19 protein-coding genes are annotated in these 19,211 nt (G+C 64.8%); 10 read left to right on the top strand and 9 right to left on the bottom strand.

Annotated elements, in window-relative coordinates:
- Positions 1-34: 34 nt before the first annotated feature.
- On the bottom strand, positions 35-631 hold the full coding sequence (locus tag QTL98_RS13680; RefSeq protein WP_445679021.1) for a cob(I)yrinic acid a,c-diamide adenosyltransferase: 597 nt from the start codon (positions 629-631) through the stop codon (positions 35-37).
- A gap of 136 nt (positions 632-767) precedes the next feature.
- Positions 768-1,487 (bottom strand): thermonuclease family protein, encoded by a 720-nt coding sequence (locus QTL98_RS13685; RefSeq protein WP_445679022.1) that lies wholly within the window; start codon positions 1,485-1,487, stop codon positions 768-770.
- Between the two features lie 360 nt (positions 1,488-1,847).
- On the opposite strand from QTL98_RS13685, the gene QTL98_RS13690 reads away from it, so the two are divergent.
- Positions 1,848-3,305: a TrkH family potassium uptake protein gene (locus tag QTL98_RS13690; RefSeq protein WP_445679023.1), complete on the top strand. Its 1,458-nt coding sequence runs from the start codon at positions 1,848-1,850 to the stop codon at positions 3,303-3,305.
- Between the two features lie 28 nt (positions 3,306-3,333).
- On the opposite strand, the gene QTL98_RS13695 is transcribed toward QTL98_RS13690, so the two are convergent.
- Entirely contained in the window at positions 3,334-4,032 is a 699-nt protein-coding gene (locus tag QTL98_RS13695) for a COQ9 family protein (RefSeq protein ID WP_445679024.1), read from the bottom strand.
- A 4-nt stretch (positions 4,033-4,036) separates the two neighbouring features.
- The gene (gene def, locus QTL98_RS13700; RefSeq protein WP_445679025.1) at positions 4,037-4,618 is read right to left on the bottom strand and encodes a peptide deformylase; all 582 of its coding nucleotides are present in this window, start codon (positions 4,616-4,618) and stop codon (positions 4,037-4,039) included.
- 403 nt (positions 4,619-5,021) lie between these two features.
- Here def and rpsU point away from each other — a divergent pair, with 403 nt between their 5' ends.
- A complete protein-coding gene (rpsU, locus tag QTL98_RS13705) occupies positions 5,022-5,165 on the top strand; it encodes a 30S ribosomal protein S21 (RefSeq protein ID WP_445679026.1) in 144 nt (47 codons plus the stop codon).
- A 156-nt stretch (positions 5,166-5,321) separates the two neighbouring features.
- Here the strand turns inward: rpsU and QTL98_RS13710 are convergent, their stop codons facing one another.
- From QTL98_RS13710 to QTL98_RS13720, 3 genes are all read right to left on the bottom strand, one after another.
- Positions 5,322-6,428, bottom strand: coding sequence for a 5-(carboxyamino)imidazole ribonucleotide synthase (locus QTL98_RS13710; protein ID WP_445679027.1), 1,107 nt, complete (start codon positions 6,426-6,428; stop codon positions 5,322-5,324).
- A complete protein-coding gene (purE, locus tag QTL98_RS13715; protein WP_445679028.1) occupies positions 6,425-6,925 on the bottom strand; it encodes a 5-(carboxyamino)imidazole ribonucleotide mutase in 501 nt (166 codons plus the stop codon). Before purE ends, QTL98_RS13710 begins: the two co-directional genes overlap by 4 nt.
- A gap of 144 nt (positions 6,926-7,069) precedes the next feature.
- On the bottom strand, positions 7,070-7,270 hold the full coding sequence (locus tag QTL98_RS13720; RefSeq protein WP_445679029.1) for a YdcH family protein: 201 nt from the start codon (positions 7,268-7,270) through the stop codon (positions 7,070-7,072).
- A gap of 277 nt (positions 7,271-7,547) precedes the next feature.
- Between QTL98_RS13720 and QTL98_RS13725 the strand changes: the two genes are divergently transcribed.
- Genes QTL98_RS13725 through QTL98_RS13745 form a run of 5 tightly spaced genes read left to right on the top strand, consistent with a single transcriptional unit; the run spans position 7,548 to position 12,851 of the window.
- Entirely contained in the window at positions 7,548-8,651 is a 1,104-nt protein-coding gene (locus QTL98_RS13725) for an ATP-dependent 6-phosphofructokinase (RefSeq protein WP_445679030.1), read from the top strand.
- Entirely contained in the window at positions 8,639-9,187 is a 549-nt protein-coding gene (locus QTL98_RS13730; RefSeq protein WP_445679031.1) for a TIGR02444 family protein, read from the top strand. The genes QTL98_RS13725 and QTL98_RS13730 overlap by 13 nt, the downstream gene beginning before the upstream one ends.
- Positions 9,187-9,744 carry a peroxiredoxin gene (locus QTL98_RS13735; RefSeq protein WP_445679032.1) on the top strand — a complete coding sequence of 186 codons (558 nt, stop codon included), beginning with the start codon at positions 9,187-9,189 and terminating at the stop codon, positions 9,742-9,744. Before QTL98_RS13730 ends, QTL98_RS13735 begins: the two co-directional genes overlap by 1 nt.
- A 34-nt stretch (positions 9,745-9,778) precedes the next feature.
- The gene (locus QTL98_RS13740; protein ID WP_445679033.1) at positions 9,779-10,327 is read left to right on the top strand and encodes an AAA family ATPase; all 549 of its coding nucleotides are present in this window, start codon (positions 9,779-9,781) and stop codon (positions 10,325-10,327) included.
- A gap of 34 nt (positions 10,328-10,361) precedes the next feature.
- The gene (locus tag QTL98_RS13745) at positions 10,362-12,851 is read left to right on the top strand and encodes a ligase-associated DNA damage response DEXH box helicase (RefSeq protein ID WP_445679034.1); all 2,490 of its coding nucleotides are present in this window, start codon (positions 10,362-10,364) and stop codon (positions 12,849-12,851) included.
- Between the two features lie 8 nt (positions 12,852-12,859).
- Here QTL98_RS13745 and QTL98_RS13750 read toward each other — a convergent pair whose 3' ends face one another.
- Positions 12,860-13,831, bottom strand: coding sequence for a hypothetical protein (locus QTL98_RS13750; protein ID WP_445679035.1), 972 nt, complete (start codon positions 13,829-13,831; stop codon positions 12,860-12,862).
- A gap of 172 nt (positions 13,832-14,003) precedes the next feature.
- On the bottom strand, positions 14,004-14,720 hold the full coding sequence (locus QTL98_RS13755) for a phosphatase PAP2 family protein (protein WP_445679036.1): 717 nt from the start codon (positions 14,718-14,720) through the stop codon (positions 14,004-14,006).
- A 190-nt stretch (positions 14,721-14,910) separates the two neighbouring features.
- On the opposite strand from QTL98_RS13755, the gene pdeM reads away from it, so the two are divergent.
- The 3 genes from pdeM to QTL98_RS13770 all read left to right on the top strand — a co-directional run bounded on the left by pdeM (position 14,911) and on the right by QTL98_RS13770 (position 19,204).
- Positions 14,911-15,624: a ligase-associated DNA damage response endonuclease PdeM gene (gene pdeM, locus QTL98_RS13760; RefSeq protein WP_445679037.1), complete on the top strand. Its 714-nt coding sequence runs from the start codon at positions 14,911-14,913 to the stop codon at positions 15,622-15,624.
- A gap of 95 nt (positions 15,625-15,719) precedes the next feature.
- Positions 15,720-17,153 (top strand): cryptochrome/photolyase family protein, encoded by a 1,434-nt coding sequence (locus tag QTL98_RS13765; RefSeq protein ID WP_445679038.1) that lies wholly within the window; start codon positions 15,720-15,722, stop codon positions 17,151-17,153.
- 185 nt (positions 17,154-17,338) lie between these two features.
- Complete coding sequence (locus QTL98_RS13770) at positions 17,339-19,204, top strand: adenylate/guanylate cyclase domain-containing protein (protein ID WP_445679039.1); 1,866 nt, start codon at positions 17,339-17,341, stop codon at positions 19,202-19,204.
- The last annotated feature ends 7 nt before the right edge of the window (positions 19,205-19,211 follow it).

Genomic DNA, 19,211 nt, shown 5'->3' on the forward strand with positions numbered 1-19,211 from the left:
GAACGCGATATCCCTGCTGCTGACGGCGGCCGGATCACGACACAGAGCTGCCCCCTCCCGGTTGCCAGAGCGGCTCCGCACCGGGCGGATTGGCAGCGCGGGCCAGCACGAACAGAAGGTCCGACAGCCTGTTCACATATTCAAGGGCGGCAGGATTGACGGTTTCCGCCCTTGCAAGGGCCGCGACCGCCCTTTCCGCGCGGCGGCAGACTGTGCGGGCGACATGCAGCTGGGCGGCAAGGCGGGTGCCGCCGGGCAGGATGAAGGAGGTGAGCGGCGGCAAGGCTTCATTGACCCGGTCAATCCAGGCTTCCAGCGCCGTTACCTGATCGGGCCGGATGCGCAGGCGCGACTTGCGGGGTGCCTCCCCTTCCGCCCTCTCTTCTGAGGACTGGGGCACGCACAGATCGGCGCCAAGGTCGAAGAGATCATTTTGAAGGCGGGAAAGATCGGCCACGAATGCCGCGTCCGCAGCCGCCTCGCAGATCGCAAGGCCGAGCACCGCATTCAGCTCGTCGATGTCGCCATAAGCGGCAACACGCAAACTGTCCTTGGCCACGCGGCTGCCATCGCCAAGGCTGGTCTCGCCCCGGTCGCCGCCACGGGTATAGATACGGTCGAGCCTGACCATGCTGCCCTCCTGCCCTGCCCCACACTGCGGGAGCCTGCCTGTCAAAGGGCCGTGGTCGCAGATAAGGCAGGGCCGGGCAAGAGCCGGCAGGATTTTCAACGGCCGTCAGGCAGTGCCGGCCAGCACCGCGGCTGGGTCAGCGGGCCTCGCCGATCCAGTCGATACCCTGCTTTCGCACCTCGCCAAGCCCGTCGAAGCAACGCAGGGCGTGGTAACCTTGGAAATTATCGTCCAGCCGGGTCACGAAATAGGGCCGGTCGTTATGCACCACCAGCTTGACGGCACAGTAGGCCGGCGGCACGCCCTCCAGCCGCGCCCCGGCCCGCCATTCCGACGGCGAGAGGAACGAGGTGCCCCAGATGCCCAGCCGGGCGGTACGGGCCTTGTCCTCGCCATCGGCATAAGAAGGATCGGCGCTCGCCGTCACCACGGCATGGCCGGCGGCAACCTGCATCAGGCCCAGATCGCGCCCGCCGGCATAACAAAGCACGGAGCCGGCCGTCGCCGGCTGGCATTCCAGCCCGCCACCGCTCACAGCCACCAGCTTGCGCAGCGCATAAGCCGACTCAAGCCCGCACTCGCGCATCTGCCCGCCGACACGGCAGGTCTGCCCCAGTTCAGGCGCATCGATGCCGGCAAGGCGCAGCGGCACGCCGTTGAGCGCAATGGTGTCGCCATCCAGCACGGTCACTGGCAGTGCGGCCGCTGCCGGAGCTGCCGCAGGGCTTGCTGCATCTCGTCCGCCGACACCGGCCGTCAGGGCTGCCGCTGCAACAACGGCAAGCCCGGCCAGCACCAGCGCGGCGGTGCGCAAGGGATGCGACTGTTTTGTCGGCCGCGCACCCGGAAGGTCCATGCCCGCGGGGTGCCGGGCCGGTGCCACAAGTCCTGGCACCATATTTCTGGCCATCGTCTCTCGCCTCTTCCGGACCGGGCAGCGGAACGCTCTCCGTACATGCCGGCCCTGCCGGCAGCACTCGGGGCTTCCGGCGAGCCTCCATCAAAGACGGGCGCTTTGGCGGATTTGGGGCGGGTTTGTGGAATTAGCGCCTTGCACGGGGCCGGCTTACCCCTGGTCCAGCACGGTCTGCCGGCAGGGATAAAGGGCGCGGCAAAAGCCGAAAGCATGTTGACGCCAAAGGCTTTCTCTGTACGTCATCCGGCAGGTCACGGCCGCCAGACGCCCGCCCGGGCAATAAGGCGATTTCAGGACGCCATGCTTAACAGAACCAGACCCATTCTCTTCCTGCTCGGCATTCTCTGGACCTCGCTTGCCCTGATGATGGTGATACCGGCGCTGGCCGATCTCGCCACCGGGCAGCGCGACTGGAAGAGCTTTGGCGTTTCGGCCGGCGTCACGCTCTATTTCGGTCTCGTGCTGGTTTTCGCCAACCGCAGCGGCAGCGACGGTGCGCGCCTCGATGCGCGGCAGGCCTTCTGGTTCACCGCCGCCTCGTGGCTGTCGGTATCGCTCATCGGCGCCCTGCCCTTCCGCTTCGGCGGCCATCTGCCGACCATGGCGGATTCCGTGTTCGAAACCGTCTCGGCGCTCACCACCACCGGCTCCACCGTGATGGTCGGGCTTGATGCCAAACCGGCGGGCATCCTGCTGTGGCGCGCTCTTTTGCAGTGGTATGGCGGTATCGGCATCATCATGGTGTCGATTGCGCTGCTGCCCCTCATGCGGGTGGGCGGCATGCAGATCTTCCAGATCGCCAGCATCGACCAGCAGGACAAGGTGCGCCCGCGTGCCGCGCAGATCGCGGCGGCAACGCTGCTGGTCTATACCGGCCTCACCGCCCTTTCCGCCATCGCGCTCGGCATTGCCGGCATGACGCCGTTCGACGCCATCTGCCATGCGATGACGGCCATCGCCACCGGCGGCTTTGCCAATTACGACGCCTCCATCGGCCACTATCACAGCTTCGCCATCGAGCTGGTGCTGATCGTGACCATGCTGCTCGGCGCCACCACCTTCGTGCTTTATCTGCGGGTGCTCTCCGGCGAACCGATGGCGCTGTGGCGGGACGGCCAGCTCAGGCTGATGATCGGCATTACGGCGGCCGCCAGCGTGGCGATTGCCGCTTATGCCACCGTGCACAAGGGCATCGAGCCGCTGACGGCACTGAGAGACAGCGTGTTTTCCGTCGTCTCCGTCATCACCACGACAGGCTTCGTGACCGCGGACTACACCACCTGGGGGCCGTTCGTGATCCTCATCATGTTCGCCATCACCTTTGTCGGCGGCAGCTCGGGATCGACGGCGGGCGGCCTCAAGATGTTCCGCCTGATTGCGCTCTACCGCATCACCCGCGCCAACCTGCACCGCATGATCTATCCGCGCGCGGTGGAAGTGCCGCATTATGCCGACCGCATGATCTCGCCGGAGGTCGCCAACTCGCTGCTGGGTTTCGTCACACTGTGGGTGGGCACCTGGGCCGCACTTTCCATAGGCCTTTCGGCCACCGGGCTCGACATGGTGACGGCGCTTTCCGGCTCGGCCACGGCACTCGCCAATGTCGGCCCCGGCATGGGGGACGTCATCGGCCCGGCCGGCAATTTCGCGCCGCTGCCGCTCAGCGCCAAATGGATGCTGTCGGCCGGCATGCTGCTCGGCCGCCTTGAACTCACGACGCTGCTGGTGTTCCTGCATCCCGGCATCTGGCGGGCCTGAGCCCGGCCGGAAACCGCCCCGGACAAACTCAGGAAGCGCGCTCTTCCCGCTTGAGCGCGCGGAAGAAACGGGCCGGCGATGGCAGGTCCGGCAGGAAGCGCTTCAAGTGGCTGGTATCGGGCGTGTAGCTCAGCACCTTTGCTGCCGTGCCGCCGATCTTCAGCACATCGGCAATGCGCCGGTCGAGGAACTGCCAGCTGTCGGCATGGCCTTCGCTGGCATCGTCCAGCCAGTAGAGCGTGGTGGAGGTGATGACACCCGCCAGCAGCGCCCGCTTGGTATAGTGGTTGAAGTCCGTTGCCGTATCGCCGGCGAGCCACCAGATGGCGTCGCAGCTTTTCCACACCAGCTTTGAGGCAAGCGGCGCATTGAAAGGCAGCGCAAGGCGGGCAAAGGCAGCGCGCAGGGCATCCTTGTGCGGTTCCAGCACCTCCAGCCTCGTGCGCACGGCCAGCGCCACGCGCTGGCGCACCTTCAAGGCGGCGAGATCGTTGCCTTCCAGCTGGCCGATCATCTTGCGGTCGGCCCAGTCGCTGAAATGGGCAATCATGTCGATGGCGCCAGCGGGGAATTCGGCGAGCGCGGCTTCTGCCGGGCGGCCGGAGGCCACGGCCCCTTCCATCATCGCCTTCTCACTCCAGCCATCGAACAGCACATTCGGCAGCGTCGCTTCCAGAATGGCATCGCGTTCGGCTTCAGCCAGCTTGTCCAGATCGAGTTCGGCCATGATGTCACTCTCCCTTGTCGCCATCCGCCAGGCCGGCGTTCTGCACGGCGGACGGAGCCAGATGATGGTGCCACTCCTCCATATAGGTAAGAGAGGCAAAATCCTCCATCCGGTCGATATAGAGCACGCCATCGAGATGATCGACCTCATGCTGCAGCACGCGGGCATGAAATCCGCTGGCGATGCCTTCGACCGGCTTTCCTTCAACATCAACGCCGCTGAAGCGCACGCTGTTCCAGCGCGGCACGATACCGCGCAGGCCCGGCATGGAAAGGCAGCCCTCCCAGCCGGCCACCACCTCGTCCCCTACCGGCTCCAGCACCGGGTTGATGAGGGCGCGCGGCGCCTCCAGCCCGCTGTCCGGTGCCGCTTCCCCCGCCTGCCGGGCTGCCGGCACCCGGTACACGATGATGCGGCGGGCAAGGCCGATCTGCGGCGCGGCAAGGCCGACTCCGCTCTCCGCGCCCATCGTCTCGATCATGTCGGCGACCAGTGCGGGCAGATCTTCGGAGGGAATCCGGGCCTCTTCCGCCGCCCTTTGCCGCAAAACCGGATGTCCCATACGCACGATTGGCAACTGAGCCATGCCTGTCCCTCATCAAACCCACCACATATGGCGGCAACCTGCCGATTTTCGGCGAAAATCTTGGATTTGGCAGCCTTTTTTCGCCCCTCCCGCCTTGTGCTTGGCAAGGGCCGGCGCTATTTTACGCCCACGTGGAAAGGAGGGCTCCTCCTTCCCTCAGGAAATTCGTTGCCTCTCGTGTATGCGTCGTGCTAAACGCCGCCGCTACGCGATGGGGCTTTTTGCAAGAGAAAAGCCTTGGGCCGGATGGCATGCCGCCGGCCTTTAGCCAGCCACCCCAAGGGGCCCGTCCAGTTGGAGGACAAAGGCCCCTCAAGGTCCAGTCGAAGGAGTGAGGAAGATAGTTCAGGTACTCGTTCGCGATAACAACGTCGACCAGGCGTTGCGCGCTCTGAAGAAGAAGATGCAGCGCGAAGGCATCTTCCGTGAGATGAAGCTCCGCCGGAACTACGAAAAGCCGTCTGAGAAGAAGGCTCGTGAGAAGGCTGAAGCCGTGCGCCGCGTGCGCAAGCTGCTTCGCAAGCGCCTGGACCGCGAGGGCTACTGAGCCTTACCCAAGGCGGGCCGTTTTGTCCAAAGCGGCCCTCTTGAGCCCCGCGCGACAGCGATCCCGGCCCGCCGGGATGCCGACACAAACAAAAGCCCGCCGATTTTTCGGCGGGCTTTTGTTGTTGCCTGTGCAAGGCAGAAAGGATGGGCCGGCCTAGCCGGCACCTCCCTCGATGCCCATGAAGTTCACATGGCCCATCTTGCGGCCCGGCTTGGCCTCGCTCTTGCCGTAGAGATGCACCCGGGCGCCCGGCTTCTTCATCAGCTCCGGCACCTTGAGGATGTCGTCCCCCAGCAGGTTCTTCATCACGCAGGGGCGCAGAATGTCGGTTGAGCCCAGTGCGTGGCCGCTGACCGCGCGCACCAGCTGCTCGAACTGGTCGGTCACCGCGCCATCCATGCTCCAGTGCCCGCTGTTATGCGGGCGCGGCGCCATCTCGTTGACGAGCACGTGCCCGTCCGCGGTCACGAACATCTCGATGGCGAGCAGGCCGGCAAAATCGGCAAAACCGGCCACAACGGCAGCGGCCACCCGCCGCGCCTCTTCCGCCACACGCGGATCGATGGCTGCCGGAACGTGCGTTTCGTCGAGGATATGGTTGGCGTGGCGGTTCTCCACCACCGGGAAGCTCACCACCTGCCCGTCCCGCCCGCGCGCAACGATGACCGACACCTCGCAGGTGAAGTTCACGAAGCCTTCGAGAATGGCATCGTCGGTCTTGAGGCTTCCCCAGATTGCAGCCAGATCACTGTCGGCCCAGAGCTTCGCCTGCCCCTTGCCGTCATAGCCAAAGCGGCAGGTCTTGAGCACGCAGGGGCTGCCGATCTCGGCAACCGCGGCCCTCAGCTCTTCCAGAGAGCGCACGGCGCGATAGGGGGCCGTCTCAGCGCCCTGCGCCTTCACAAAATCCTTCTCCAGCACCCGGTGCTGGGTGATCGAGAGCACCGAGGCGCCGGGCATCACCGGCACGCGCGCTTCCAGAAAGGAAAGAGCCGCCGCCGGCACATTTTCAAATTCCAGCGTCACCACATCGACGCTATCGGCAAAAGCCGCCAGCGCGGCTTCATCGTCCCATTCAGCGCGCGTGGCAAAGGCGCTGACTTCCGCCGCCGGGCTTTCCGCCTCGGGATGGAAGATATGGCAGCGATAGCCGAGTCGAGCGGCCGCCAGCGCCGTCATGCGGCCAAGCTGCCCGCCGCCCAGAATGCCGATAACGGAATTAGCCTTGAGCGGCAGCAGCTGCCGGTGCGCGCTGCTCATTCCGGCTTCTCCGCCACGCTTTCGGTCTGGCGGGCGCGGAAGGCATCAAGCCGTTCAGCCAGCGCCGGGTCATTCAGGGCCAGCACGGAGGCGGAGATGAGCGCGGCGTTGATGGCGCCGGCCTTGCCGATAGCCAGCGTGCCGACCGGCACGCCGCCCGGCATCTGCACGATGGAAAGCAGGCTGTCCCAGCCGGAAAGCGCCTTCGATTCGACTGGAACGCCGAAAACCGGCAACGGCGTCATCGAAGCAACCATGCCCGGCAGGTGTGCGGCGCCGCCGGCACCGGCGATGATGGTCTTGAAGCCGAGGCCGCGTGCCGACTTGGCAAATTCCACCAGCCGGTCCGGCGTGCGGTGGGCGGAGACGATGCGTGCCTCATAGGGCACACCCAGCTCCTCCAGCACGCGGGCGGCATGTTCCATCGTCGGCCAGTCGGACTGGCTTCCCATGACGATAGCGACCAGAGGGGCGTTTTGCGGGCTTGCTTCGGACATCGGGTTTCCTGGTTACCAAGGGCCTCTTTCGGGGCGGCTTTTCAAAATGAAGGTCCGGGGGCAAGGAAGCGAAAGCATTCCAGCCGGCCTCGGGATGGTCAAAAGATCAAAGCGCCCGGCGGATGGCACGGGCGCTTCAGCGGATCACGCGATGATATCGGGCAAGAGTTCGCTTTCGATGCGCAGGATATGGTCGCGCAGCAAAAGCTTGCGCTTCTTGAGACGCTGCAGCTGGAGCTGATCGAAAGCCGACCCGTCAGACAGGCGCTGGATAATTTCATCCAGATCACGGTGTTCGATCTTCAACGCCTGCAATTTTTCCCGCAGGATGTCCTGGTCGATCATTGCTGCCGTTCGAGCCCTTGAGGCCGCGCCCTGAAAACGGGCGGTGAGGCGCTGTTCTGAAAAGGGACCTGCTTATACATCAGGAAAGGAGCTGCTGTGTAGCGCTTCTGTTGTGGTTGGCAGGCCGTCTTCGAAAATCTTCCAATGCTTGCGTTTTTGGACCTTCGGACACTTGCGGTTATAAACTATTTAGGGCAAGACTGGCGCCGAATTGGAAAGGCCCCATCCCCCTTCCGGGGCCGGATAACGCTCTCTTTCGATGATGAGGAATACCGCCATGGCGGACAAGCGTATCGGCATTCTGACCAGCGGCGGCGACTGCGCCGGCCTCAACGCGGTGGTACGGGCCGCCGTGCACCGCGCGCGCCTCACCTATGGCTGGAAGATCTTCGGCATCGAGGACGGCACCGTTGGCGTGCTGGAGCGTCCGCTGCGTTTCCAGGAGCTTGACGTCAACACCTTCGACGGCCGTCTGCTGCGCGAAGGCGGCACTTTCCTCGGCACCACCAACAAGGGCAATCCGTTTGCCTATCCGATGCCGGACGGCACGCTGAAGGACCGTTCGATGGAGATCGTCGACGGCTTCCGCATGCTGAAGCTCGATGCGCTCATCGTCATCGGCGGCGACGGCAGCCAGGCCATCGTGCGCAAGATCTGCCAGCAGGGCGATATCAAGATCGTCGGCATCCCCAAAACCATCGACAATGATGTCGGCGCGACCGAATTCTCCGTCGGCTTCCAGTCCGCCGTGAACGTGGCGACCGAGGCGCTCGATCGCCTGCAGCCGACCGCCGCTTCCCACCAGCGTGTGATGGTGGTTGAGGTGATGGGCCGCGACGCCGGCCACATCGCCCTCAACTCCGGCATCGCCGGCGGCGCTGACGCCATCCTCATCCCGGAAATCCCCGTCGACCTGCAGCTGGTTGCCGACCACATCAAGGCGATCCGCCGCGGTGGCCGTAACTTCTCGCTCGTCGTCGTCGCCGAATCCGTGACCGACAAAGAAGGCAACGCTTTCAAGCAGGCTCTTTCCGGCGGCGAGATGCGGTATGGCGGCGTCGGTGCCTATGTCGGCGCCAAGCTCTCCGAGATGACCGGTGCCGAAACCCGCGTGACCGTGCTGGGCCACGTGCAGCGCGGCGGCTCGCCCACCCCGCTCGACCGCGTCATCGCCACCGCCTTCGGTGTGCATGCCGTGGACCTTATCGCGCAGGAGAAGTTCGACCGCATGGTCGTGTGGCGTAACCGCGAAGTGCAGGATGTCTTCATCGAAGACGCCATCAAGGAATATGGCGCCGTTGACGTGGATGGCCCGCTGGTGCGTGCCGGCCGCGGCGTCGGCGTGTGCTTCGGCGACCAGCCGGTGAAGTGGCTGAGCTGATCTCTCCTTCGGGAACAGGACCGGGCACGCCCGGCTCCGCCCCGTCGCTCTGGGCCTTCTCGCTGGAGGTCTATGGCAAACCGGGCGTGGCCGAGGCGTGCCTTTTTCTTCAAAGCCGCCACGGTGCGGATGTAAACCTGCTGCTGTGGGCAGCCTTTCTCGGCGCCCGCTGCAATCACACCCTGACGCAGGAAGAGCGCCGGCGCGCCGAAGAAACCGTTGCCGAATGGCATGACGAGATCGTACGCGGCCTGCGCGCGCTGCGCACCCGCCTCAAGAGCGGCCCCGGCCCGGCCCCCTCCCCCGCCAGCGAAAAGCTGCGCAGCGGCATCAAGGCACTGGAGCTGGAAGCCGAACGGCTGGAACAGGAAGAGCTGCAAAAGCTCTGCCTGTGGCCGGATCAAACCGGCACCGCAGAGCTGGCCTTCGCCAATCTCCTTATGATGCTGCCGGGCCGGGCAAGTGACGAAGACAAGGCCGCGATGCGAGCCATCGCCGAAGCGGCGACCCTGCCGCCTTCCCGCAGGCCCGCCTGATGGCGATCGCAAGCCCTCCAACGCCGGCCATCCCGGTGAATGACGGCAAGGCCCGCCACCTTACCGGCCTTCACATGCCGCCCATCGCCCTGCCCGCTACCGACGGCAGCAGCGTCAATCTTGCGGCGCTTGAGGGACTGACCGTTCTCTATGCCTATCCGCGCACCAGCCCGGCGGATGGCGCTGCACTCGACGGCTGGGATGCCATTCCGGGAGCGCGCGGCTGCACCCCGCAATCCTGCGCCTTCCGCGACCATTTCGTCGAACTGAAGCAGCTTGGCGTCAGCCACTTGTTCGGCTTGTCGACCCAGCACACCGACTATCAGAAGGAAGCCGCAGACCGGCTTCATCTGCCCTTTCCGCTGCTGTCCGACAGCAACCTCGCCCTCGCCAGAGCCCTCGACCTGCCGCTCTTCAGCGCCGCCGGCCTTACACTCCTGAAGCGCCTGACCCTGATCATCGAGAACGGGCGTATAGAGAAGGTGTTTTATCCGGTCTTTCCGCCGGAGCGGAACGCGCCGGATGTGATTGCCTGTCTTGCCAGTCGCAAGGGCTGAGACAGATTTAACGCTCTGAAAGAAAAGAGTTCCGATGCACCGCAGCGGACATTGCGTCGTCCTTTCCGGCTGTTCCGGCGGCGGCAAATCAACCTTGCTGGCAGAACTGGCCGGACGGGGTTTTGCAACGGTGGAAGAGCCGGGACGCCGGATCGTCAAGGACGAGATGGCAAGTGGCGGCAGCGCCTTGCCCTGGATCGACATGATCGCCTTCGCCCGCCGCGCGCTTGATCTGGCGACTGCCGACCGAACCGCCGTCGAAGGCAAAGCCGGACCAGTTTTCTTTGATCGCGGCTGGGTTGATGCCGCCGGCGCTCTGGAACATTTCGCCGGGGAGCCTGCGGAAGAGACGGCAAAAACAGCGCCGCCCTATTGCTCCACCGTTTTCATGACGCCGCCCTGGTTGGAGATTTATGCCGGCGATACACAACGCCGGCACGGGTTCGACGAGGCGGTGGCGGAGCATGAGCGCCTGATGCAGCTTTATCCACGGCTTGGCTACACGCCCGTCCTGCTGCCGAAAACCGCCGTCCCGGACCGGGCAGACTTCATCCTCGCGCGGCTGAAGATCACCGCCCCTTGACCATTGCCGGAAGCACGGCGGAGATAGGGGCAGAATGAGCATGCCCCCTTCCCCGACCCTGCCCCCCAACTTCACCGGCTGGTTTTCCAGCCGGGGCTGGGCGCCGCATGCGCACCAGCTGGCGATGCTGGCCGCGGCGGAAGCCGGCGAGGATGCGCTGCTGGTGGCGCCAACCGGCGGCGGCAAGACGCTTGCGGGTTTTCTGGCGAGCCTTGTGGAGCTGGCGGAGCGCCCCCGGCCGGGCCTCCATACACTCTATATTTCACCGTTGAAGGCGCTGGCCGTCGATATCCAGCGCAACCTGCAAAGCCCGATTGCCGAGTTGCGCCTGCCGATCCGGGCAGAGACGCGCACCGGCGACACCCCGCCCAACCGGCGCCAGCGCCAGCGACGCGATCCGCCCAATATCCTGATGACGACGCCGGAGAGCCTCGCGCTGCTGCTGAGCCATGAGGATTCCCACAAGCTCTTCGGCGGCCTGCGCTGCATCATCCTTGATGAGCTGCACGCGCTGGTGGACAGCAAACGCGGCGAGCTTTTGTCCCTTGGCCTCGCCCGTCTCTCCCGCCTTGCGCCGAACTGCCGGCGCGTCGGGCTCTCCGCAACCGTAAAGGATATCCCGGCCCTCGCCCGCTGGCTGTCGAAGGATGCCACCGGCGCTGGCGTGCGCCTCGTCAAGGGCAGCTCCGGCAAGGCGCCGCAGATCGATATTCTCGTGCCCAGTGAAGGTTTGCCCTGGGGCGGGCATATGGGCTTCCAGTCCCTGCCCGATATCTACAAGCGCCTCAAGGCCACCACCGGCACCGCCATCCTCTTCGTCAACACGCGCGCACAGGCGGAGCTGATCTTTCAGGAGCTGTGGCGGATCAATGAAGATGGCCTCGCCATCGCGCTCCACCATGGCAGCCTTGCCGTCGAGCAGCGGCGCAAGGTGGAAGCCGCCATGTCGGCCGGAGCGCTGCGCGCCGTCGTCGCTACCTCCTCGCTTGATCTCGGTATCGACTGGGGTGCGGTCGATCTCGTCATCCAGATCGGCGCGCCCAAGGGCGTGAGTCGCCTCTTGCAGCGTATCGGCCGCTCCAACCACCGTTTCGATGCCCCGTCCGTCGCCGTGCTCGCCCCGGCCAACCGGTTCGAGGTGCTGGAGTGCGAGGCTGCTATCGGCGCCATCCGGGCGAAGGAGCTGGATGGCGAACCGCCAGGCCCCGGCGGGCTGGATGTACTCGCCCAACACATAATCGGCATGGCCTGCGCCGGTGCCTTTCTTGGCGAGGAGCTCTTTACCGAAATCCGCCGGGCGGCACCCTACTCGGCGCTCAGCCGGCAGGATTTCGAGGCGGTGCTGGATTTCGTCGCCACCGGCGGTTACGCCCTCAGCGCCTATGAGCGGTTTGCCAAACTCTCCCGCGATGAAGAGGGGCGCTACCGCATTGCCAACAAGCGCCTCGCCCTCTCCTACCGGCTCAATGTCGGCACCATCGTGGAAGAGCCGCTGATCAAGGTGCGGCTCAAGAACGGGCGCACGCTGGGAGAGGTGGAGGAATATTTCATCAACGGCCTTGCTCCCGGCGATACCTTCCTCTTTGCCGGGCAGCTGCTCACCTTTGCCGGTATCCGCGAGCATGATGCGCTCTGCATCAAGGGCGGCGGACAGGACCCGAAGGTGCCGGTCTATGCCGGCGGCCGACTGCCGCTGACGACGGACCTGTCGCAGCGCGTGCGCCAGATCCTCGCCGATCCCGGTGCCTGGCCACATCTGCCGGAAGAGGTGTGGGAGTGGCTGCGCCAGCAGCATTACCGCTCCGTGCTGCCCAAGGCGGACAGCCTGCTGATAGAGAGCTTTCCCCAACGCAACCGTGAATTTCTCGTCGCCTACTGCTTTGAAGGCCGCAACGCCCACCAGACGCTCGGCATGCTGCTGACCCGCCGCATGGAGCGTATGGGGCTGGGGCCGCTGGGTTTTGTGGCGACCGACTATGTCATCGCCATCTGGTCGGTGAAGGCGCCCAATGCGCAGCAGACCCGCGAGCTGTTTGATGAGGACATGCTGGGCGATGACCTTGAGGCCTGGATGGCGGAAAGCTCCATGCTGCGCCGGGCCTTCCGCAACGTCGCCCTCATCGCCGGCCTTATCGAGCGCCGGCATACCGGGGACGAAAAGAAAACCGGCCGGCAGGTCACTTTCTCCAGTGACCTTATCTACGACACGCTGCGCAGCCACGACCCCGGCCATATCCTGCTGCGGGCCACACGGCAGGACGCCGCGCGCGGCCTGACCGACATCCGCCGGCTGGGCGAGGCGCTGAAACGCGCGCGTGGGCACATCACCTTCCGCCGGCTGGAGCGCATCTCTCCCCTCGCCGTGCCTATCCTGCTGGAGATTGGACGCGAGCAGGTTTACGGCTCTGCCCTTGATGATTTGCTGGCAGAAGCGGCGAATGAACTGGTGGAAGCGGCCATGCCGGACCTCGCCCCCAAGCAGCACAATGGGGACGAGGGCCGGCAGCACAGCCTGAGGCTTTAAAGACGGGGTTACTTCGCGGTCGTACGAATGTAAGTCTTGGTCTCGGGGTCGTAGATCCACTCGAGATAAGCATCGAGCATCACATGGGCGGTGCTGAAGGCGCCTTCGTCATAGTGATAGACCTCGACCTCTCCGGTCAGCGGGTTCCACTCTCCCATGACGTTGATCTTCACGTCTTTTTCCTGCGACGAACAGTTCAGATAGAACTTTTTGCCGCGGATCGTGGTCTCAATGCACTCGTACTGCTTGGACTGCTTTTCCGTCAGGATATCGATATCGACGGTGCGGCGTGTCACCGAAATTTGCATCGCCAGCTGCTGCTTGCCGCGATAGGTCTGCGCCACATGACTGGCCGCCTTGACCTTGTTGAGCACGGTCGATTCATCCATCAGCATCCAGCTGCTCTTGGTGATCGCCTGATTCCGCTCGAACCGCTCCACCGCTTCGGCGATGGAATTCTTCTTTGACAGGTTGGCGCTTTTCAGCAGGTGGTCTGTCTTGAACTTGCTGGTGACCTTGAATTTGAGAGGGTTAGCCTTCACCAGCAACCCAAAGGCCATCGGCGCCGAAATTTTGACTGTCTGGGTGGGGCCGTCACTGGATTTGACCGCCTTCTTCATCTGCTCAAGCGCTCCTTTGAGCGCATCCTTCACCACCTTGTCGAACCAGTCCGACAGATACTTTTCCTGCTTTTCCTTGAAGTCGTCACAGAAGTTCTGCCATTGCTCTGCTTCCCAGCTCAAGGTGTCCTTCCTGGACTTCAGATAAGCGGTGTAGTTCTGGTCGGTGACATCGCGCATCTCGCTCAGGATATCGCGCGCATACTGATCAAAGGTCTGGTCGATCAGGAGCTTGAAGGCGTCGCCGCCGCAGCGGTCATATTCCTGCTTCTTGATATGCTTGACGCCTTCCAGCACCAGCACCGCCTTGCCAGGCAGCTTGTAACTGTACTGTTCGTCAAAATCGATGTCTGGGTGCAACCCTCTGGGATGCGATACGCGGTGCTGAAAACGTGTTTTGTACTCGGTGATAAATTTCACCATTTCTCGTCACCCCCCGGGTCAGAGACAGACCGGCACAGTTCCGGACGGGGCGGATGCTACCATAGTTAGAAAGTTTGGAGGAAAAATCGGCTGCGACCGCGGGTTCCCCTCAATTGTCCTCATCCACCTCGGGCGGCGGCAGGTCGAGAGCGGGACGGTGGCGGCGGTGATAGTTGAGGCGCAGGGCGTCAACCAGCAGCACGATGGGCAGCGTGATGAGCACGGCGAAGATGGTGTCGCTCAGGAACTGCGCCCCCACGGCCATGCGCAGGAAAGAGACGACAAGGCCGGTTACCAGCAGATAGAGCGACCAGCCGAGCCGCTTGCCGGGCGGAAACAGCAGCACGATGGCGGCCACCGAGACGATGAAGGCGACATCGCCGGCAATGAAGGAGCAGTTGCTGCTGCACTGGTCCGCCGGTACCCAGGCCGGGGTAAAGCTGGCGTCGCCGCCAAAAAGCGCAAGATCCCGCGGTCGCGCCCGGCCCCACAGGCCCTTGAAAATAACGTTGGCGACCAGCGCATTGGCCAGCACCATCGAGGCCACCGCCGCCGGCACATCCCAGAAGCGCAGCCCCTGCCGGTACCGCAGAACCAGCGCGATGAGCGGCAGCAGGGCCAGCACCAGCAGCAGGGGCCGGCGATACTCGTCGAAAAAATCGCTCAGCGGATTGCTGGCAAATACCCAGCCATGCCGGCCCATGAAGTGGTTGGCCACCTGAACATCAAGCCAGGGATCGAGGAAGAAGAGCTGCGCCACCACCGCGGCAGCCACGATGATCCACAAAACACCCCACAGCCGAATGATCACGCCCTGGTTGTTCATGGCTCCCTTTCCACCGGCAGTGCGGCGCCGCCTCCTGCCGTCCTGCCGCCTGTCTTACAGCCAAATGTGCGGACGAAAAAGCCTCTTGGCCGCCGGCAGCCCAATCTGCTGCACCGGGTCTTTTGCCCCCGTGCCCACACCGCTATGCTCCCGGAAATTCCCCGGCATCTTTCAGGGCATGGACAGGCAAATGAGCATCGCGGGCACCGGCATTGCCGCCGGAGCCAATCTCCATCTGGGCGCCGAAGCCTTTGTTGCCCTGCAGGGCGGCGCGCTGTGGCATCCGGCCCGCACGGCGTTGCTGGTTGCCGACCTGCACCTCGAAAAAGGCACCAGCTTTGCCCGCGCCGGCCATCTGCTGCCCCCTTACGACACCCGCGCCACGCTCACCCGCCTCAAGGCCCTGATCGACCGGCTGCAGCCGCAAGCGGTCTATTGCCTTGGCGACTCCCTGCACGACCGGCGCGCCGCCGACAGGCTTCTGGCGCCTGATCGTGCCTTGCTGGACGAACTCATGGCCCACGGCGGCTGGTGCTGGATTACCGGCAACCACGACCCCGATCTGCCAGACTGGCTAAAGGGGGAGCGCGTGGCCGAAGCCCGCCTCGGCGATATCGTGCTGCGGCACGAACCTTCGGCCGCGCTTGGCGGTATGGAGCTGGAAATCGCCGGACATCTGCATCCCAAGGCAACGGTGCCGCTGCGGGGCACCGCTATCAGCGGGCGCTGCTTCATCGAGAACGGCCGCCGCCTCGTGCTGCCGGCCTTCGGGCAATATACCGGCGGGCTCAATGTGTTTGCCGACCCGTTCCGGGCCCTGTTTGCCACACGCTTTCACGCCCATGTCATCGGGCGGGAGCGGCTGTTTACCTTTCCAAGCGACAGGCTGGCCCGCGCGGCATGAGACGCTCCGGCTCCGGAAGACAAGGCGGTGATCTGCCGCTTTGCCCGCACCGTACCAGCAAGAGAGTTTCCAACCCGCCCGAGCCCTGATTGCCCATGACCAGCACGGACCTGACCCTTATCTGGCTGCGCCAGGATCTGCGCCTTGCCGACAACCCCGCCCTGCTGGCCGCCGGCAACGCACCGGTCATCCCGGTCTATATCCTGGAGCCAGAGGGGGAAGACCCGCATTATCCCGGCGCGGCTGCCCGCTGGTGGCTGGAAGGCAGCCTCAGGGCCGTTGCCACAGCCCTGGAAGCCCGTGGCAGCCGGCTGATCCTGCGCCGGGGCAAACCGGGTGACATGCTGGACGCCCTCATTGCCGAAACCGGCGCAACCCGGGTGTTGTGGAACCGCTGTTACGATCCCGTCTCCATCGCACGGGACAGTGCCATCAAGGCAGCACTCAGCGCCCGGGGCATCGCTGCCCAGAGCTTCAACGGCTCCCTTCTGCATGAGCCCTGGGAACTGAAGCCGGCAACAGGCGGTCATTTCCGCGTCTTCACACCCTTCAGCAAGGCCGCGCTAAAGCGGGGTGAACCCTTCAAGCCCGCCCCGGCTCCGACGCACCTTTCCGCCCCGGCCGAGTGGCCCGGAAGCGAAGACCTTGCCGACTGGGGCCTGACCCCCACCCGGCCGGACTGGGCGGGTGGTTTCCGTGCGCGCTGGATACCGGGAGAGGCGGAAGCAAGCCGCCGGCTGGAGCAGTTTCTGAAGGACGGGATCGGCGCTTATGCCGACAGGCGCGACAGACCGGATATTGCCGGCGCCACCTCCTGCCTCTCGCCCTATCTGCATGCCGGCAATCTCAGCCCGCGGCAGGTGTGGCACGAATTGCGGCGCGCCAGTGCTGGCAAGGCTGATAGCCAGGGTGCCGACAAGTTCGCCAGCGAGCTCCTGTGGCGGGAGTTCTGTTACCACCAGCTCTATCACAATCCGGGGCTGCGCGAGGCGCCGCTCGATGCCCGCTACCGGCACTTTCCCTGGCGCGAGGATGCAGCGGCGCTCACGCGCTGGCAACGCGGGCAGACCGGCATTCCCATCGTCGATGCCGGTATGCGCGAGCTCTGGGTCACCGGCTTCATGCACAACCGGGTGCGGATGATAGCCGCCTCCTTTCTGGTCAAGCATCTGCTACAGCCCTGGCAGACCGGGCGGGCCTGGTTTGAGGACACGCTGGTGGATGCCGACCTTGCCAGCAACTCGGCAAGCTGGCAGTGGGTCGCCGGCTGCGGTGCCGATGCCGCGCCCTATTTCCGCATCTTCAACCCCGTGCTGCAGGGTGAAAAATTCGATCCCGACGGCGCCTATGTGCGCCGCTGGGTACCGGAACTGGCCGCGCTGCCGGCTGCCTGGATCCACAAACCCTGGCTCGCCCCGCCAGCCGTCGCACCGGCAAGGGCAGCCTATCCCGCACCGCTGGTGGACCTTGCCAGTGGGCGCCAGCGGGCGCTGGATGCCTTTGCGTCGCTCAAGCAGCAACAAAACTAAATATCCGGCGCGGTTGCGGCCAACAGCCTGCCTCAAAAGCGGCCAAGTCGCCCCTTAGGCCTGCGGCGCAGCAGCTGAGGGCATAATATCTGCTGTCCATGCCGGGGCTGAATCCGGCATGCTGGAAGGCGTGCCCTCCGGATGCCACCAGCCACCGCCGGCACAGAACAGAAGAGGAAACGGGATTGCCAGAGGCACCGCTGCGCCGCCTGAGCCGGCTCAGAAGATTTTTCCCGCGCCGCCGCCGTGGCAGCGTGTCGCTGCGCTATACGCTGATCACCCGCATCGCCGGGCTGATGATCACCGCCCTCGGTCTCGTGCTCGGTCTCGGCCTCGTCAGCGGCCTCAGCAATACCGACAGCCTGCTGCGCCAGCAGGCACAACTCATCCTCGACAAGCAGGCCGCCGCGGTCAATGCGGTGATGACCCCGATCGAAGCCGAGGCACAGTGGCTCGCCCGCCAGGTGGCGGAGGGCACGCTCGATGTCAACGACCGGGATGAAATGGTGGCGGCCCTGCGCGCAGCGACGGCAGGAACCCCCCAGGCACTGGGCGTCGGTGTCATCTTCGAAAACCGCCACCTGATCAAGGTGGAGCGGGAAGGTGCAGAGGTGCAGGAAGAGGACCTGTCGCGCGAGACGAAGGTCACACGCATGCTTGAGGAAGAACGCGCCGGCAAGGGCGGGCACTGGGCCGAGCCGGTGGTGGTGGCAAGCGAAGGCCAGACCCTGCTCAACTACCGCATTCCACTCCTCAAGGACGACAGGTTCCTGGGTGTTTTGATGATCGGCCTTTCGGTTGCCGATATCTCCCGCCAGCTGACCTTCGAGAACGACGTGCAGGGTATCACCAGTTTCGTGCTCTACGGGCGCGACCGCGTGGTTATCCACCCCGCCCTCTCCGACTGGCGGCCGGTGGACAAGCACACACCAGCACTGCCGCGAGCCCGCGATATCGGAGACCCCGTGCTGGCCCAGTGGGCCGAGCATCCCGACAAGGTGCATGACGAGGGCATGGTGGCAGGCGGCAACACGCATCTCTATTCGCTGCGTGTCCCCGGTGAAGGCAGTTATGTCATGCTAACCCGCTCGGAAACGCGCTTCGGCGTCGTGCCCTGGACCATCGGCGCCCATATGAGCATCGACCTCGTCGCCCGCGAGATGCAGCGCCTGCGCTGGGCCGCGATGACCGGCCTGGTCGTCGTCGTCATCGCCATCCTTGTGGCGCTGGCCTTCGGCCGCAAACTTGCCCTGCCGACACTGCGCCTCGCCCGCGCTGCCCGGCAGGTGCAGGAAGGGGAATTCGCCACCATCGCACCCCTGCCCGGTGACACCGTGCGCGAATTCGACGATGCGGCGCGTGCCTTCAACCTCATGGTGCGCGGCCTGCGCGAGCGCGAGCAGATCCGCGATCTCTTCGGCAAATACCTGCCGGAGGCGGTGGCCACCGCCCTGCTCAAGGATGGCGGCGAGATGACACCGATCAGCACCGAAGCAACGGTGCTGTTCTGCGATCTCGAAGGCTTCACCACCCTTTCCGAGCAGCTTGCGCCGCCCGAGATCGTGACCATGCTGAATGAATATTTCTCCACCCTCGTCGAGGTACTGGAGCAGCATGGCGGCGTCGTCACCCAGTTCCAGGGCGATGCCATCCTCGCCACCTTCAACGTGCCGCTACCGTCGGAAAAACATGCCGAATGCGCCATCAGCGCGGCGCGCGATATTCTGGAAGAGGTCAAGCGGCGGCGCTTTGCCGGCCACCGGCTTGGCTGCCGCATCGGCATCTGCACCGGCCAACTGATGGCCGGCGCCGTCGGCGCCAGCGGCCGGCTTTCCTATACCGTGCATGGCGACGCGGTAAATGTCGCCGCACGGCTTGAGCAGATGAACAAGGAATGCGGCACCAGCCTGCTGGTGTCCGCCCGGACGGCTGAACTGGTGGGGTATGAGGGGCTGGTCGGGCTGCCGGAGCGCAGCATTCGCGGCCGGCAGGAGAGCATGCGCCTCTATACGGTGGCGCCGGCGATCAAGGTGGTGGCGGCAAACGGCTGAAGGGCGC

Origin of the sequence: Radicibacter daui (assembly GCA_030657355.1) — a bacterium.
In the GTDB taxonomy this organism is placed as follows: domain Bacteria; phylum Pseudomonadota; class Alphaproteobacteria; order Radicibacterales; family Radicibacteraceae; genus Radicibacter; species Radicibacter daui.